The sequence below is a fragment of the Nostoc sp. DedSLP03 genome, assembly GCF_034530815.1.
Lineage (GTDB): Bacteria > Cyanobacteriota > Cyanobacteriia > Cyanobacteriales > Nostocaceae > Nostoc.
Window position 1 is genome coordinate 1 of record NZ_JAVRCK010000020.1, and the last position, 16,198, is coordinate 16,198.

The following is a 16,198-nucleotide window of genomic DNA, read 5'->3' on the forward strand; positions in this document are numbered from 1 at the left end:
ACTCTATTACATCCCTACCTCACTTTAAAAGATGTTGGTAATGACAAGCCCTAAAGGCAGGGAACCAGTCAGAACGAGTCAGAGCATGGGCTGTATCTTTTCTGTGCCATTCCCCTTTACCCCTTACCCTTTTCCCCCAATGCCAAAAAGTCTATCGATCAAAGCATAATCAAACCCAGTCGCACACCCACAGCAACAGCCTCAGTGCGGCTAGAGACAGTGAGCTTTTGAAAAATGGATGAAAGATGAAATTTGACAGTATGCTCAGAAATATGCAAACGTTTTGCGATCGCTTTATTTCCCAACCCCGATCCAAGCATTCCTAAAACCTCTATCTCGCGTGGTGTCAAGGTTTGTACGGGATTCGTTACTATTTTTTCGCGGATAGACAGTAATTCTACAGCATTTGGGTGCAGCACCAGTAAACCAAAAGCGATCGCCTCTACAGCCGCAACAATTTCTGACTCTGTACTAGTATTAGGCAATATTCCCCGAATACCAGAACGTAACGCCGTCTCTAAGTCGATGCTGTCGAGTTCTTCAACAATGACGATTATTCCTAATGGATATTGCTGTTCTTGAATAATTAGCAATTTTTCCCACACCGCTTGTTGAAAATTCCCGCTCAAATCTACCAGCACCACATCTGGTTGTAATTGCCCGACTTCACTCGCCAATACATCCAAATCGGATGCACTCCCCACAACCGTCAACCGAGGATTGGTAGTCACCACAGCTGATAACCCTGCCCGCACCACAGGGGAAGTAGCAACTACCATCACTCGGATCATGTCGCCTCCACAGCAGTTTTATCGGACTGCACGGCAACATAAATCACGAATTGCTGTCTACCGCGTAGGATTTGTAGCGGCACAGATCCTTTACTTTCATGGAGATATTTGGTTAAGTCATTCATGCTAGTGAATAATCGCCCCGAAACTCCAATTAAAACATCGCCGATTTGTATACCAGCATTTTCTGCCGCACTGTTAGGTAAAATTGACAGCACCAATAAACCCAAGCTACGCCTACTTAAAAGCACAGGTTGCAGTGTAACTCCCAACTGCGGACGAGTATTTCCCTGTAAAAAACGCTCAACGGTGTTGCTGGGAACCGCCACAGCCAAACCATTAACAATCATCGTATTAATTCCCACGACCAGGCCTTGACAATCGGCAAGTGGCCCCCCAGAATTACCAGGATATAGCTGCAAATCCGCCATAACTGCTCGTGGATTATTTGCATGGATAATTCCAGTTGTCACAGCGCCACTGTCAGCAAAGGGATTACCCACTGCTAAAACTAATTCACCCACTCGTAGCGCTTCAGAATTGCCGATAGTTGCAGCAGTTAAATCAGTAGCGACAATTTTCAGGGCAGCTAAATCCTGCTGTGGATCGAATTGGGTACGCACCGCATCAAATACCCTTCCATCTGCCAATTCCACAGTTGCGCGATTGCTAGTTGCTACATGGGCATTAGTGATAATTAGTCCGTCAGGTTGCCAAATCACACCAGAACCGACTCCCTGAGAGCCGCTTTTTACTTTGACAGTGCGATCGCGTAGTTTAGCAGCTACCTCTGTCAATTCAGCAGCGATGTTAGTTAATGTTGTGTTTGCCATGTTATACAGTTTTTGAGCGTGTGAAAGTAGAATCTAGTGATGTCCTTTGTCATTTGTCCTTTGTCCTTAGAAACACAAATGACAAATGACTAATGACTAATGACGATTCGAGCAAAAAGGTGCAACTTCCGAGTTCAGAGGCTCAACGTTCGAGCAAAAAGGTGCAACGTCCGAGCAAAAAGGTGCAATGTCCGAGTAAAAAGGTCGAATGAATCAAAACATTTAGATAAATCTTGACAAAGCCAGTAGTCTGTCAATAAATAATTGATGGATAAATTACCTGTAGAGACGGCGATTTATCGCGTCTCTCTAACCCATCGCAAATTGGCATTATTCCTCCTTAGTAGGTCGTTCGCCAACTGCGATCGCTAACTCAATTAAGACTCCACCCCGGACAACTTGGACGTTGACAGTTTTACCAATGCGATCGCTACTATTGAGTAGCGCCAACACATCACCTGTATCGCTCACAGTTACGCCATCGAATGTTACCAAAACATCGCCAAGCAGTATACCTGCATTGTCAGCAGGCCCCGCAGCCTCAACGTTGACAACAATTACCCCAGTTGCCGAACTTAAATTGAGAGCAGTTTTTAGATTCTTTGGTAAACGTACAGGTTGCATTCCCACACCCAAGTAGCCCTTAGAAATGCGTCCTTTTGCTACTAATTGGTCAACCACGCGATCGACTGTCGCAGTAGGAATTGTCAGAGCAGTACCACGCCGCCCCGATGTATTCATCCCTACTACAAAACCAGCCGCATCTACCAGCGGCCCACCTGCAAACCCAGAGTAAAGGGTGATATCTGGGCGGATAAATTGGTCAATATTCCCGCCACTCATACTCCGCCAAGTACCGCTAACCACACTCACTGCACCCATCGCCGCCCTTAAATCACCTTCGCTACCTCTTGCCAGTCCTAACACGAGATGACCGACTTTGAGCGTTTTAGCATCGCCAACTTTGGCCACAGGTATTTCTGCATTTTCTAGTTTAAAAACAGCTATATCGGTGCTAGAGTCATGACCGACGAGTGTTACTGGTGCAGTACTACCATTTGATAAGGTAATGGTGATATCGTCATAGCGCTGGAGGCACTCATCAGAGGTAACAATGATGCCATTACGCCAATGAATGCCACTTGGGGAAACACGTGTACCCCCATTCACCGCAACCACAGCACTTCCAGCTTCTTCTACGGTGTCAGCTAAACTGTTGGACAAAGCCAGTAATGAAGACATAAGATTTTTCTGCCAACTTTCTTAGATGTTCAGATTGTGCCGTTTTCTCAACACAGATGACATCGGAAAAATGGAGAGTAATTCATCCTAGAAAAATGGCTAGGATTTATATCAGCTTTTTGGCGTTGCTGAATTCTTGCGGTTATTGGTGTAGATAATTGGTCTTTCAAGACGCGATGAATCGCGTCTCTACATCTTTTGTATTGCGCTATATTATTCAGTTTACGACGGCTAGACTGAGCGCTCAATTTAGCCGTCGTATAGAATTCATTCTGAATTCTGACTCCTGAATTCTGTTTCAAGAAACAAATGCACACCCAATCAAAACAAATCAACCTGCTGACTCCATCTAGAGAATTACCTCTCTATGGCAAGAGAATTTTAATAACAGCACCGAGAAATTATGCTTATAGGTTATCCGAACAAATTATCAAAAAAGGTGGTTTACCTGTTTTCATGCCTACTATCGAAACCTGCTATTTATCAAACTACACTCAGTTAGATGCCGCTTTAGCCGATATAAACGAATTTGATTGGATTCTCTTCACAAGTCGAAACGGAATCACAGCATTTTTTCAGCGGATAAATGATTTGAATATTCCTATATCTGTAGTACAAAAATGCCACTTATGTGCATTAGGAAAAGATGCAGAAAGCTTATTGTCTTTTTGTGGCAAGGTGGATTTAATCCCAACAGAATCTAGCCCAGCCGGAATTGTGGCTGAATTAGCGAAACTTCCGCAAATTCACGAGAAAAAAGTGCTGATCCCGGCTCCAGAGGTTGTGGGTTTGCCTGAACCTGACGTTGTACCGAATTTGATTACGGATTTGCAACAATTGGGCATAGAAGTAACTCGCGTACCCACGTATATTACGCAGGGTTTAAATAAAACTATCTATGGTATGGAATTAAACCTGATGCGTGAAGGAATTATTGATGTAATTGCCTTTAGTAGCACCGCGGAAGTAGAAAGCTTTTTGACAATGGTCAACTCACAAAGCGATTATGAGGGCTGTGTAATTGCGTGTTTTGGCCCTTACACCACTGCTAATGCACAAAAGTTGGGTATGAATGTCTCTATTGTGTCTAGAGATTATAATTCATTCGAGGGATTTTCTGAAGCGATCGCAGCATTTTTTACTCTTACTTGCGATTAAAACTAAGCGTCTTAAGATGTAAAATAATCAACCAAATTTCACTCTAGACTAGCTGCACATAAACCCGTAGTATCGAAAATGGAGTTTATATTGAGTTAGGAAGTTTTACATGGCAACTTACAAAGTTACATTAAAGACCCCAGACGGCGAACAAGTAATTGACGTTCCTGATGATGAGTATATCCTAGAGATCGCTAACGAGGAATTCGGGCTGGACTTGCCCTATTCCTGTAACGCTGGTTCTTGCTCTACCTGCACTGGCAAACTGATTTCAGGTACAGTTAACCAAGACGATCAGAATTTCCTAGACAACGATCAAGTTGATGCGGGATGGGTTCTCACCTGCGTTGCCTATGCCACTTCTGATTGCACTATCCAAACCCATCAAGAGGAAGCGCTTAACGCTTAAGAGCGGGTAAGGGTTGAGGGCATTGGTGTCATACTTCAGCCCCAACCCTTTTTAAATCTCATATCTCTGGCTGAAAATAAATGCTGCTCATTGGGCTGCTCTGCCTCCCTTGCTGGCGGTAGCAGCCCACTATTGTATACTGTTACCCTAAAAAAGTGGGAAAATTAAGCTGCGATCGCAAGTGGTTATAAAATGTGCAGCAACATTTTGATAATTTGCATTCTTTGAAAGATTAGCTAAAACCTACAACCGCTTCCACAATTCCACCGCCGACATTCAACAACTACGCGCACAATAGGCGAACAGTACTAAGCTTGGAGTAAAAAGGGGAAAAATAAGGGGACAGATGAGTTTGTCTTGGGTGCAGAATCATAGAATATCAGCCCTCACCCCAACCCCGCAGTGCTTGGACATGGGAAATAGAACTACGTCCGTGGGTAGAGAACTTCTAGCCTAGACAATTGTTACAAAAATAGTTTTGTAGGTATGAAAATTGATTTTGGTGCAACTGCTACTGATTATGCAAAACACCGGGCTGGGTTTCCTAGTTCATTATTTAACAAATTGTCTGAATATGGTATAGGTTTACCAGGGCAGAATATTGTTGACCTCGGTACAGGAACAGGGACACTAGCGCGGGGGTTTGCCGATAGAGGTGCTTATGTAATTGGCCTAGATCCATCAGCTTCACTTTTAGAACAAGCCAGACTGTTAAGCGAATCTATGCAACCCAAAGTAGATTATCGAGTTGCAAGTGCCGAGAATACCGAGTTACCAAACGCCAGTGCGGATGTGGTGACAGCTGGACAGTGTTGGCATTGGTTTGACCGTCCGCGTGCTGTCAAGGAAATTACTCGCATATTGAGAGTAAATGGCTTGCTGGCGATCGCACATTTTGATTGGATACCCTTAAAAGGTAATGTAGTTCACGCAACGGAACAATTGATCCAAGCTCATAATCCCGCGTGGAATTTGGGCGGCGGTAATGGTTTGTATCCCCTGTGGTTACAGGATATTGGCGAAGGAGGATTCCGAGAAATCCGCACATTTTCTTACGATATGTTTGTGTCTTATACACACGAAGCTTGGCGGGGACGAATTCGTGCTAGTGCTGGTGTAGGAGCCAGTTTGACACTAGAAAAGGTAGAAGTATTTGACCAAGAATTGGCGACATTACTCGAAACAAAATATCCTACGCCAATTCTTCAGGTTCACCACAGAGTTTGGGCTGCGATCGCAAAAGCACCACAATCTCATTCGTAATTAAGAGATATCTGTAACACACTATTAACCTACAAAACAATCGCGCAATTTTAGGAAAAATAACCATGATCGATCTTTATTATTGGACAACCCCAAACGGTCATAAAATCACCATTTTCTTAGAAGAAGTCGGCTTACCATACACCATAATTCCTGTAAATATTGGGGCTGGGGATCAATTTAAGCCAGAATTTTTAAAGATTTCTCCTAATAATCGTATGCCTGCGATCGTTGACCGCGAACCAGCAGATGGACGTGCGCCAATTTCGGTATTTGAATCTGGGGCAATCTTGCTATATTTGGCAGAAAAAACCGGGAAATTAATCCCTCAAGATTTACGTAATCGCACTCAAGTTTTAGAATGGTTGTTCTGGCAAATGGCAGGATTAGGACCAATGGCGGGACAAAATCATCACTTTAGTAATTATGCTCCCGAAAAGATTGAATATGCAATTAACCGCTATGTGAATGAGACGGGACGCTTATATGCAGTGTTGAATAAGCAACTAGCAGATAAAGAATTTGTGGCTGGCGATTATTCCATTGCCGATATTGCTGCTTATCCCTGGATTGTGCCGCATGAACTCCAAAGTCAAAACCTAGAGGATTTTCCTCACCTCAAGCGCTGGTTTGAAACAATTAAAGCGCGTCCAGCAACAATTCGCGCCTACGAAAAAGCCGAAGCATTGAAAACTCAAGCGCTCGATCCAGATAAGTCACGAAATTTGTTATTTAACCAGTCGGCGAAGACTATTCAGCCTTGAGCTTTTTGATTAGTTTTGTCACGGTGGCGATCGCTAATTTAGCTCTAACCCCAGATCATCAGTCGCAACTATGAGCAACGGCTTCTTACTATCTTCCTTTCCTCAATTAGAAACAGCAAGGCTGCTTCTTCGTGAGACAACGTTACAGGATGCTGAAGCTACCTTTGCTGTATTCTCCGATCCGAGCGTGACTCAGTTTCACAATCTTGATACTTTCACTTCTATTAAAGAAGCGATCGGAGTCATTGAACGTAGAGCCCAGCGGTTTGAGCGAGGAGATGGAATTCGCTGGGGAATTGCCCGTAAGCAAGACAACGTTTTGATTGGTTCTTGTGGGTTTACCTGGAACCCACAAGAACACTCTGCTGAAGTCGGTTATGAGCTTGCCAGTACTTTTTGGAGACAAGGCATCATGACTGAGGCAGTAAGTACTATCTTGCAATTTGGGTTTGAGAAAATGGATTTGCGTTTCGTTATTGCCCAAGTCATGCTGGAAAATATCGCTTCTAAAAAGTTGCTAGAAAAGTTAGGTTTTCACAGTCAGGGTGTATTAAAACAGTATGCCTTCTTCAAAGGACAGTATCACGATCTGGAGCAATTTGTGCTTAAAAATAAAAAACTGAGTGAATAATTTATACAAATTTGAAAAAAGAATGCGGCAAATAGAGCATTTGTAGAGACGCGATTCATCGCGTCTTTAACCAAAGATGTGTTGCAACCATTAATTAAATTAGTATTAGCAACGAGTACAGGATAGTGTTGAACTTAGTTTCTCCATTCGATGTTGCTGACTTGTGCCTGTAATTTTCCTTCTACTTGAAACGGTAGTTGATAATAGTTGTTAGGTTCATATTCTGGTGTCACTTTCCAATCATATCGTTGCAACAATATTGCCAAAAAAATCTTCATTTCCATCTTGGCAAACTCCATTCCAATGCATATATGTTCGCCACCACCAAAACCAATTAAAGCAAAGGAGTCTTTTTTATCTTCTTCGCGGGGAGGGGCAAAGCGTTCTGGATCGAAACTTTCGGGGTTAGTATAAATCTCGCTCATGCGATGCGTTAATCCTTGAGCAACAATCACCACCCAACCAGGAGGAATGCGATAACCTGCGTATTCAATTTCTTTTACAACTCCCCGAAACAGCACTACACCTGCGGGATTGTAAAGTCGTTCTATTTCTTTGAAAAAATAAGTCATTTGATTAAGTTGCTTGAGGTGTCCCAAGTTCAAAGGTTCATCTTTGACAACTTCTCTAAGTTCTTGGCGGAGTTGATCGCGCCATTGCGGACGCGCTGCTAATTCAACCATTGCCCACGTTAAGGATGTAGCAGTAGTGAAATGCGCTGCATTTAATAAGTGTATCAATTCGTCTACGATCTGCGACTGTGCTAAAGCATTTCCCTCTTCATCTAATGCTGCCAAAAATAATCCTAATACATCACTAGACTCTTCTAAGTTGCCTTGAAGTTTGCGTTCGCTGATAATTTTTTCTAAGAAAGCTTTCAACTGACGACGAGCATTTTGGGAACGACCATATTTTGTGAATGGTATATCTAACCGTAATAGCGCCAATGCTCCCGGCGTCAAAGTATTATACAACTGTTCGACTTGCTCAACTTCGTTTTGTACTCGAACACCTAATAATAGCCGAATTCCAATTCGCAATGCTAACTGATTAAATTCATTCTTGATGGAAATTGGACTGTTTTGCACCCAGTTTTCTAGGCACTTGTTAACTTCAGTTTGCATGATGTCAAAATAATTAGCAATGGCTTTACTATGAAAGGCTGGAGCCATTAAACGACGAGTCCGGCGATGTTCTTCACCATCTTGAAGCATCATAGGTCGCCCAAAAATATGCTCCATAGCCACTTTCCATCCTAAGTAGGAAGATACATAATCGGCTTTTTCTTGCAAAATTAGTCGATTTGCCTCCACCCCTACCAAAACGGCATATTTCTTTCCTAAAATGCTGGTTTTAAAAATAGGCCCGTAGCGTTCATAGTTCTTCGCCAGTCCCCATCCTTGGGTAGCAAATAATTGGAGAGTTTCACCTAAAATGGGTAGCCCAAAGCTACCGGGCATTTCCTGGGCTGGTTTTAGTTGTGTCATTTTTTTTGACTACAGATTCAAAGTGTGGTGATAACTATTGAGTCTAGCTTTAACAATATCGTGCTGTCTCACGCAATCTTCCGAAAACTAGCGTTATCTTCCGAAAAATTCAGCGTAGCTTTCTAAATGCTTGAGGAGTGATGCCAATATATTTGCGAAAAACCTTGGTGAAATGATTTTGACTTTGAAATCCTACCAATTGGGAGACTTGCATAACTGATAATTCTCGCTTTGCAAGTAAATACTTTGCTCTTTCAACTCGGCATTGGATGACATATTGATGAGGTGCTATTCCCATTGATTGCTTAAACAAGCTAGCAAAATAATGCGGACTTATCTGTGCGATCGCCGCAATTTCTGCAAGTGACAAATTTTGGTCTAAGTTATCATTGATATAAGCGATCGCTTCTTTTAATTTATGTTTTGGTAATCCACCTGTGTATTCTCGAATGATAAATTTCTGCGTTGAGTAACGTTTCAATAAATGCACTGCCAGTAGATTTGCTGCTGACTCCATATACAGGGAACTATCAAATCCACTAGTTTCTATTTCGTGCTTAAGTGTCAGTCCAATTTGTTGAATCAATGGATCGTGAGTTTGCAGCTGTTGTACAATTTCAACTGCATCAGGATTTACTGATTCGTAAGCAACACGAGTAATCATCGTTGGTTCAAAACCAAGGTGAATAAACCCTAATTCCTGTTCAAATTGTACTGCTGGAGAAATTTGGTGAGCAGGAAAAATCCCCACATCGGTTGTTGCATAAGATTTACTTTGCCAGTGTCCGTTAATTTTTAATTTTGCCTCAAATTCTTTAGTATAAATAGTAACAATATGCTGAAAAGGTGATGTTTCAGGAAGTTGATAGTTTGACTGGCGATGATAGGCAAAATAAAAACCATTGCAACCTGCAACTGGGCTGGAAATAATTAAAGGTTTGGGAAGAAATTGTTTTAGTTTGTCTGGTTGGGCAGCATTAATTCTAAAAGGCTGGTCTATTTGCATGACGACTCACACGCTTTTTTGTAAATATAAATTAAGAGGTGTTAATTCCCATTTTCTATTTTCCAACTTGTTGTGCTAGAGATGAGGAATCTTAGATGCAAACAGGTAAAATACGGTAAGCTCTCCAAATTACCGTTGATTTATCCAAAACAACGCTCAATTATTGTTAATTGTTTGTATAAATGGAAACTCAAATAACTGCTTATGTCAGAACAATATCGTTTTGAAACCTTGCAAGTTCATGCTGGACAAGAGCCAGCTCCTGGAACTAATGCTCGTGCTGTACCGATTTACCAAACAACTTCCTACGTTTTTGATGACACCGACCACGGAGCGCGGTTATTTGCTCTCCAGGAATTTGGTAACATTTACACCCGCATCATGAACCCGACGACGGATGTATTTGAAAAGCGGATTGCTGCGTTAGAAGGGGGTGTAGCAGCATTAGCAACCGCTAGTGGTCAGGCGGCACAATTCTTGGCAATCAGTACCATCGCTCAGACTGGGGATAATATAGTTTCCACTAGTTTTCTGTATGGTGGGACATATAACCAGTTTAAAGTTTCTTTACCACGGCTAGGTATTAAAGTCAAGTTTGTTGAGGGAGATGACCCAGAAAGTTTTCGTCAAGCGATCGACGATCGCACCAAAGCCCTATACGTTGAAACCATTGGCAATCCTCAATTCAATATTCCCGACTTTGCCGCTTTAGCTCACATTGCCCACGAAAACGGCATTCCTTTAATTGTAGATAATACCTTCGGTGCTGGTGGTTATTTAGCTCGACCAATTGAACATGGTGCAGACATTGTAGTAGAATCTGCAACTAAATGGATTGGCGGACATGGTACTTCCATTGGTGGTGTAATTGTCGATTCGGGTAAATTTGATTGGGGTAACGGCAAATTTCCTCTATTTACTGAGCCAGCACCCGGCTATCGTGGGCTAAATTTTCAAGAAGTGTTTGGCCCTAGTGGAACATTTGGTAACATTGCCTTTATTATTCGCGCTAGAGTCGAGGGGTTACGAGATTTTGGCCCGTGCTTGAGTCCATTTAACGCCTTTCTGTTACTGCAAGGATTAGAAACTCTCTCTTTGCGTGTAGATCGTCATGCGAGCAATGCCCTAGAATTGGCTCGGTGGTTAGAACAGCAAGAGCAAGTATCTTGGGTTAATTATCCCGGACTTCCCAATCACCCTTATCATGAACGAGCGAAAAAATATCTTCGGCATGGCTTTGGGGGAGTTTTAAACTTTGGTATCAAAGGTGGACTAGAAGCGGGTAAAGCTTTTATTAATCATGTAAAATTGGCGAGTCATTTAGCAAATGTTGGTGATGCGAAAACCCTTGTTATTCATCCCGCTTCTACAACCCATCAACAGCTAAGTAATGACGAACAGCTTTCAGCAGGTGTGACACCCGATTTGGTGCGAGTATCAGTGGGAATTGAACATATCGACGACATCAAAGAAGATTTTGAGCAGACATTCCAGCAAGTTAAGAGTTAATCAATGGGGAATGGGGCATTGGGCATTGGGCATTGGGCACAGGGGAAAAACTTACTGCAACTTCTCCTCTACTCAATACTTGTCGGGTTTTAGGGGAAAGGGACTCATGTTAAAGGGAAAAAACCTTATAAATCGAGCCTTCCAATCCTTTTCCTCTTACCCTTTTCCCTTTAACCAAGCAGTATTACTCCCCTACTCCCCTGCCCCTCTGCTTCCCACTCCCCACTCCTAGATATGATCTACTCAGACTTCATCTCACCGCAAACCCAGTTCTACCAGCTAACAATACCATTTCAATTAGAAGGCGGCGCAACATTAATTGGGGTTCAGGTTGCTTATCGCACCTGGGGACAGTTAAATGCTCAAGGCGATAATGGGGTACTGATTTGTCATGCCTTAACTGGTTCGGCTGATGCTGATGATTGGTGGGAACCTTTATTTGGTTCAGAGAAAGCCTTCAATCCAGAACGCGACTTTATTGTATGCAGCAACATTTTGGGAAGTTGTTACGGCACAACTGGGCCAACTACTGTCAACCCCATAACGGGAAACCCTTATCGGGTATTCTTCCCTAAGATTACAATCCGAGATATGGTTTGCCTGCAAGTTGCGCTATTAGAATACCTGGGTGTTCAATCTCTGCGGTTAGTAATTGGTGGCTCGCTCGGTGGAATGCAAGCACTGGAGTGGGCATTGTTATATCCAGAAAAGGTGAAAGCGATCGCACCCATTGCTGTTTCTGGCAGACATTCAGCTTGGTGTATTGGATTAAGTGAAGCCCAAAGACAGGCAATTTATGCCGATCCAAACTGGCAAGGAGGGAACTATACTCTAAATGCGCCGCCAAACCAAGGACTAGCAGTAGCGCGGATGATGGCGATGTCTACTTACCGTTCTTGGAATAGTTTTACAAGCCGCTTTGGACGCGAGTATGATGCATCTGAGCAGTTTACTATAACCAGTTACTTACAGCATCAAGGTCAAAAGCTAACAGAACGATTTGATGCCAACACTTACATCACTCTCACCCATGCAATGGATCGCCACGATATTGCACGCGATCGCACCAGTCCTGATTTGTCAGATTATGAATCTATTCTGCAAAGCATCCAGCAACCAATTTTAGTTATTGCAATTGATTCTGATATCCTCTATCCTCCAGTAGAACAACAAGAATTGGCAAATTTAATCCCTAATGCTCAACTGGCGTGGCTGAATTCAACCCACGGACATGATGCATTTTTAATTGATATGGCTGCATTGAATGAACTGCTGATTTCTTTTCGGCAAGGTTTAGATTTCTCAGCCTTTTAACTCGATAATCTGATTTTGTCGTTTTGTAGTGCCGTGGCAAGCTTAAAATATTGCATTAAACATATGGCAAAATCATCCCGCTTTCTCTGCAACGCCTTGAATCTAAAGTGTACTTAAACAATCTAAACAAAAAAATAGCTTCTGCAAGTGATATAATTTCTTCAAAAGCTATTTTCATCTAAAATAGTAGTATAAATATATACTATTCAACAGTAACACTTTTAGCTAAATTCCTCGGCTGATCGACATCCAAACCGCGACGGGCAGCAATGTGATAAGCCAATAGTTGTAAAGGTACAACTGTGAGGAGAGGAGAAAGCAATTCATCTACATTTGAGACAGAGAGTAAATCGTTAAAGATTTCCACAGCTTCGCCATCGTTAACAGGAGTCACGCCAATTAACCGAGAATCTCTGGCTTTGGCTTCTTGGGCATTAGAAATAACTTTTTCATAAACACTACCAGGGATGGCGATCGCAACTACTGGTACTTTCGCATCTAAAAGTGCGATCGGGCCATGTTTCATTTCTCCAGCTGGATACCCTTCGGCATGAATATAGCTGATTTCTTTTAATTTCAATGCCCCTTCTAAAGCAATGGGAAAGTTAATTCCTCTACCCACAAAAATGAAATCTTTAGTTTCGGCAAATTCGTGGGCTAGCTGTTCGGTTAAACTTTCCTGATTTGCCAAAGTCGCCTCAATTTCTTTGGGAATCTGTCGCAACCCATTAATAATTTGATCTAGTGTATCTTTTGAAACTGTCTGACGACGAGCTGCCAAATCCAATGCTAAAGCATAAAACGCCATCAATTGGGCAGTAAAAGTTTTCGTCGCTGCCACCCCAATTTCAATTCCTGCTAGGGTACTAATAATATGCGGTACCAGATGACCAAGGCTGCTTTCTGGACGATTAGTAATTCCCAGTAGTCGCGCTTCATATTTGGGTTCTTTCCCTTGGCGACGTTCTTTTTCCATCGCCAAAGCTGCTAGGGTATCGGCTGTTTCACCTGATTGGGTAACGCCAACGATCAAGGTGTTAGCCGTCACGGGTGATGGTGCATAGCGATACTCAGAAGCATAATGTACTTGAGTGGAAATTCCTGCTAGTTGTTCGAGTAAATATTTTCCGATTAATGCTGCGTGCCAACTGGTACCACAGGCGAGGATCTGAATTTGTTCTAAATCGGTGTATAAATCCGCAGGTAAACCAAGATTGATTGGGGATTCGGTAGATTCGGCTGGATTGAAGTATGCGTCTAAACTAGCTCTTACTACTCCTGGTTGCTCATGAATTTCTTTGAGCATGAAGTGTTTGAATCCCTGCTTTTCTACCATTGCAGGATTGAAGTTGAGCAACCGGGGTTGTTTTTTCAACCTGTCGCCAGCAAAATTGTAAATCTCAACGCCCAAAGGTGTGAGGCGGGCAATTTCGCCATTTTCCAGAGGTAGCACTGCACGGGTGTAAGCAACGATCGCAGGCGTGTCAGAGGCACAAAATAACTCCCCTTGACCAAAACCAATTACTAAAGGTGCTTGTTGGCGAACCACAATCAATTCATCGGGGAAATCAGCAGAAATAACTGCAAGTGCAAACGCCCCGCGCAAATGGTTAACGGCTTGACGAACTGCGTCGATGAAGGGAGATGAAGGGGGAAGATTCTTTAAAAATTCGGCTATCAGATGGGGAATGACTTCGGTATCGGTTTCAGAACGAAATTCGTGTCCTTTAGCTTTGAGTTCTTCGCGTAACTCGCGGTAGTTTTCAATAATGCCATTTTGCACCACCGCCACTCGCTTTGCCGTATCCAAATGGGGATGGGCATTGTACTCTTCTGGTTTGCCATGAGTTGCCCAGCGTGTATGACCAATACCAATTTGGGCAGGGGTTTCTATTTGTTCCAATTTAGAACGCAGGTTATGGAGTTTACCCTTTGCCCGCACACAATTTACCTCACCTTCCCAAACAGTGGCGATTCCAGCCGAATCGTAGCCCCTGTACTCTAGTTTCTCCAGTCCAGCTAGTAAAATGTCTGTCGCCGCTTGAGTGCCTATATATCCAACAATTCCGCACATTCTTCACACCACTTTTTTTCAGGATGATTAAATCCAGTATAGTAGGTAGCATAAAGTGGACGTTTTGCAAAGAAAAAGGGAGTAAAATACTCCCTCTACCACTAGTAGTACGCCAAGGCATTGCAAGCGGGGTAAAGGGTAAGGGGGAAAGGTTTTTTATCCCTTACCATGAGTCCCTTTAACCTTTACCCAACCTCCACCTAACATTTTTAGGTTGGCAGACTACTAGGCATTGTTATGGATTTTAGGTTTTTTTACAGAGGATTCGCCGTCAGTTTTTGACCTGACGGTACAAATATAGCTTCTAGGATTTAGATACCCAGAGATTATATCCCCAATCTAAAATTGCGATTTCGTAAGGCGGGCAGTGTCCACTCTACGATCGTAAAGGTGCTTGCTATTGAGACAATTAAAAGTCTTGAGTGCTGAGTTCCGAGTTCCGAGTTCCGAGTTCCGAGTGAAGAATCAAGAAATTGTGTTTCTGATTTACTTCTTTTTGTCTCAGCACTCAGCACTGGGCACTCAGCACTCAGCTTTTAGTAAGCTAGACCCATACTGCGAGTTGTTTCAGCGCCCAGGTAAACCCGGATGCTCAAAAAGTCGGTGGGACAAGCAGTTTCGCAACGCTTACAGCCCACGCAGTCTTCTGTACGGGGTGAAGAGGCAATTTGAGCAGCTTTACAGCCATCCCAAGGAACCATCTCAAGTACATCAGTAGGGCAAGCGCGGACGCATTGGGTGCAGCCAATGCAGGTATCGTAGATTTTTACGGTATGAGACATTGAAAAAACGGCTCCTTTCGAGTGTTCTTCTCTGCGAAAGAATCATAATCAACGCATAGTCTACCGCAGTGGTTGATAGGCCGTAATCAAAAGGCTACATAACTTTAAACAATGTAATAAGCACCGTTAAAATTTGCTTTTGCGAGATTGTCCCTATTGACTGATAATCAGCAACATCATCAGAGCGTATTTCCCACAGTTATATACCATAATCAGGTTGAATAGTAAAGATAGATTAAACAAAATTAAAAGCAAATAGGGACATCTCCATAATTTTAACTATGGGGATTTTGGTTAATAATTTGATTTTGCGATCGCCACATCCCCGTGTAAACGAAAACAGTTTGGCAATCTAGATTACGCAAAAACTTGTTGTCATTACTGAATAAAACTGCTGAGTGCGATGTAAATAATTAATTTCGAGACTGCGATCGCACTCAGCAATGTTTTTGCGATCGCTCACCGATAAATTGTATATTTAACTTTTTCAGTCGGGCAATTTCATGATTGATATTCCTATATATTAGAGAATTTCAGAAATTGCAAACTCATCATGTATAGCAGTAATTTGTGTTTGAATATTTGGCTCGATAGCAGTAAATTGCAGTTGTTCATCTAGATTTTTAGTATCAGAAAAACTATCTTTTACATACTCATTTTCTCGAATTTTACGAACAATAGTTTCTAACAACCAAAGTTGTTCTTCCACAGACAAGGCAAGGATAGAGCGCTCAATTTCTAGTAAATTTGGTGAGATCATTTTATTTTTGATTCCTAGTTAGATGTATTTTTCAAAGATATTATATTCAGTCTATCTGGTTAACCTAGAGTATGGCCAATTCCTCATAATTTTCCCCACGACTATCATTTCACAAATCATCAGAGATTGCTATAAATAACTAGAAAGCCGTTTTATTACTTTTTAATTAAGTATT

Annotated in this window: 15 protein-coding genes; 7 read left to right on the plus strand and 8 right to left on the minus strand. The window is 42.4% G+C overall.

Going from position 1 to position 16,198, the window contains the following annotated elements; translation table 11 throughout:
• Window positions 1-158 precede the first annotated feature (158 nt).
• The 3 genes from RM368_RS12065 to RM368_RS12075 form a co-directional block, all read right to left on the minus strand.
• Window positions 159-791 (minus strand): response regulator transcription factor, encoded by a 633-nt coding sequence (locus RM368_RS12065; protein ID WP_322694269.1) that lies wholly within the window; start codon window positions 789-791, stop codon window positions 159-161.
• Entirely contained in the window at window positions 788-1,624 is an 837-nt protein-coding gene (locus tag RM368_RS12070; protein WP_322694270.1) for a S1C family serine protease, read from the minus strand. The genes RM368_RS12065 and RM368_RS12070 overlap by 4 nt, the downstream gene beginning before the upstream one ends.
• A gap of 330 nt (window positions 1,625-1,954) precedes the next feature.
• On the minus strand, window positions 1,955-2,866 hold the full coding sequence (locus tag RM368_RS12075) for a S1C family serine protease (protein ID WP_322694271.1): 912 nt from the start codon (window positions 2,864-2,866) through the stop codon (window positions 1,955-1,957).
• Between the two features lie 309 nt (window positions 2,867-3,175).
• Here RM368_RS12075 and RM368_RS12080 point away from each other — a divergent pair, with 309 nt between their 5' ends.
• The 5 genes from RM368_RS12080 to RM368_RS12100 all read left to right on the plus strand — a co-directional run bounded on the left by RM368_RS12080 (window position 3,176) and on the right by RM368_RS12100 (window position 7,091).
• Window positions 3,176-4,024, plus strand: coding sequence for a uroporphyrinogen-III synthase (locus RM368_RS12080; RefSeq protein WP_322694272.1), 849 nt, complete (start codon window positions 3,176-3,178; stop codon window positions 4,022-4,024).
• A gap of 109 nt (window positions 4,025-4,133) precedes the next feature.
• Window positions 4,134-4,433 carry a ferredoxin gene (locus tag RM368_RS12085; protein ID WP_322694273.1) on the plus strand — a complete coding sequence of 100 codons (300 nt, stop codon included), beginning with the start codon at window positions 4,134-4,136 and terminating at the stop codon, window positions 4,431-4,433.
• Window positions 4,434-4,919: 486 nt separating this feature from the next.
• Window positions 4,920-5,696, plus strand: a complete 777-nt coding sequence (locus tag RM368_RS12090) for a class I SAM-dependent methyltransferase (RefSeq protein ID WP_322694274.1) — start codon at window positions 4,920-4,922, stop codon at window positions 5,694-5,696.
• Between the two features lie 65 nt (window positions 5,697-5,761).
• The gene (locus RM368_RS12095; protein ID WP_322694275.1) at window positions 5,762-6,460 is read left to right on the plus strand and encodes a glutathione binding-like protein; all 699 of its coding nucleotides are present in this window, start codon (window positions 5,762-5,764) and stop codon (window positions 6,458-6,460) included.
• A 70-nt stretch (window positions 6,461-6,530) separates the two neighbouring features.
• Complete coding sequence (locus RM368_RS12100; protein ID WP_322694276.1) at window positions 6,531-7,091, plus strand: GNAT family protein; 561 nt, start codon at window positions 6,531-6,533, stop codon at window positions 7,089-7,091.
• 134 nt (window positions 7,092-7,225) lie between these two features.
• Here RM368_RS12100 and RM368_RS12105 read toward each other — a convergent pair whose 3' ends face one another.
• Entirely contained in the window at window positions 7,226-8,578 is a 1,353-nt protein-coding gene (locus RM368_RS12105) for a cytochrome P450 (protein ID WP_322694277.1), read from the minus strand.
• Window positions 8,579-8,687: 109 nt separating this feature from the next.
• Window positions 8,688-9,584, minus strand: coding sequence for an AraC family transcriptional regulator (locus RM368_RS12110; protein ID WP_322694278.1), 897 nt, complete (start codon window positions 9,582-9,584; stop codon window positions 8,688-8,690).
• A gap of 204 nt (window positions 9,585-9,788) precedes the next feature.
• Here RM368_RS12110 and RM368_RS12115 point away from each other — a divergent pair, with 204 nt between their 5' ends.
• Window positions 9,789-11,093: an O-acetylhomoserine aminocarboxypropyltransferase/cysteine synthase gene (locus RM368_RS12115; RefSeq protein WP_322694279.1), complete on the plus strand. Its 1,305-nt coding sequence runs from the start codon at window positions 9,789-9,791 to the stop codon at window positions 11,091-11,093.
• 234 nt (window positions 11,094-11,327) lie between these two features.
• On the plus strand, window positions 11,328-12,407 hold the full coding sequence (gene metX / locus RM368_RS12120) for a homoserine O-acetyltransferase MetX (RefSeq protein ID WP_322694280.1): 1,080 nt from the start codon (window positions 11,328-11,330) through the stop codon (window positions 12,405-12,407).
• 202 nt (window positions 12,408-12,609) lie between these two features.
• On the opposite strand, the gene glmS is transcribed toward metX, so the two are convergent.
• The 3 genes from glmS to RM368_RS12135 form a co-directional block, all read right to left on the minus strand.
• Window positions 12,610-14,481 (minus strand): glutamine--fructose-6-phosphate transaminase (isomerizing), encoded by a 1,872-nt coding sequence (glmS, locus tag RM368_RS12125; RefSeq protein WP_322694281.1) that lies wholly within the window; start codon window positions 14,479-14,481, stop codon window positions 12,610-12,612.
• Window positions 14,482-15,017: 536 nt separating this feature from the next.
• Entirely contained in the window at window positions 15,018-15,263 is a 246-nt protein-coding gene (psaC, locus tag RM368_RS12130; RefSeq protein WP_012411495.1) for a photosystem I iron-sulfur center protein PsaC, read from the minus strand.
• A 523-nt stretch (window positions 15,264-15,786) separates the two neighbouring features.
• A complete protein-coding gene (locus tag RM368_RS12135) occupies window positions 15,787-16,023 on the minus strand; it encodes a hypothetical protein (protein ID WP_322694282.1) in 237 nt (78 codons plus the stop codon).
• Window positions 16,024-16,198: the final 175 nt, after the last annotated feature.

Coding starts and splice junctions, on each gene's coding strand:
- RM368_RS12080 (WP_322694272.1), top strand. CDS start 3,176: ATGCACACCCAATCAAAACAAATCAACCTGCTGACTCCATCTAGAGAA.
- RM368_RS12065 (WP_322694269.1), bottom strand. CDS start 791: ATGATCCGAGTGATGGTAGTTGCTACTTCCCCTGTGGTGCGGGCAGGG.
- RM368_RS12100 (WP_322694276.1), top strand. CDS start 6,531: ATGAGCAACGGCTTCTTACTATCTTCCTTTCCTCAATTAGAAACAGCA.
- RM368_RS12075 (WP_322694271.1), bottom strand. CDS start 2,866: ATGTCTTCATTACTGGCTTTGTCCAACAGTTTAGCTGACACCGTAGAA.
- metX (WP_322694280.1), top strand. CDS start 11,328: ATGATCTACTCAGACTTCATCTCACCGCAAACCCAGTTCTACCAGCTA.
- RM368_RS12095 (WP_322694275.1), top strand. CDS start 5,762: ATGATCGATCTTTATTATTGGACAACCCCAAACGGTCATAAAATCACC.
- RM368_RS12115 (WP_322694279.1), top strand. CDS start 9,789: ATGTCAGAACAATATCGTTTTGAAACCTTGCAAGTTCATGCTGGACAA.
- RM368_RS12070 (WP_322694270.1), bottom strand. CDS start 1,624: ATGGCAAACACAACATTAACTAACATCGCTGCTGAATTGACAGAGGTA.
- RM368_RS12110 (WP_322694278.1), bottom strand. CDS start 9,584: ATGCAAATAGACCAGCCTTTTAGAATTAATGCTGCCCAACCAGACAAA.
- RM368_RS12090 (WP_322694274.1), top strand. CDS start 4,920: ATGAAAATTGATTTTGGTGCAACTGCTACTGATTATGCAAAACACCGG.
- RM368_RS12135 (WP_322694282.1), bottom strand. CDS start 16,023: ATGATCTCACCAAATTTACTAGAAATTGAGCGCTCTATCCTTGCCTTG.
- glmS (WP_322694281.1), bottom strand. CDS start 14,481: ATGTGCGGAATTGTTGGATATATAGGCACTCAAGCGGCGACAGACATT.
- RM368_RS12105 (WP_322694277.1), bottom strand. CDS start 8,578: ATGACACAACTAAAACCAGCCCAGGAAATGCCCGGTAGCTTTGGGCTA.
- RM368_RS12085 (WP_322694273.1), top strand. CDS start 4,134: ATGGCAACTTACAAAGTTACATTAAAGACCCCAGACGGCGAACAAGTA.
- psaC (WP_012411495.1), bottom strand. CDS start 15,263: ATGTCTCATACCGTAAAAATCTACGATACCTGCATTGGCTGCACCCAA.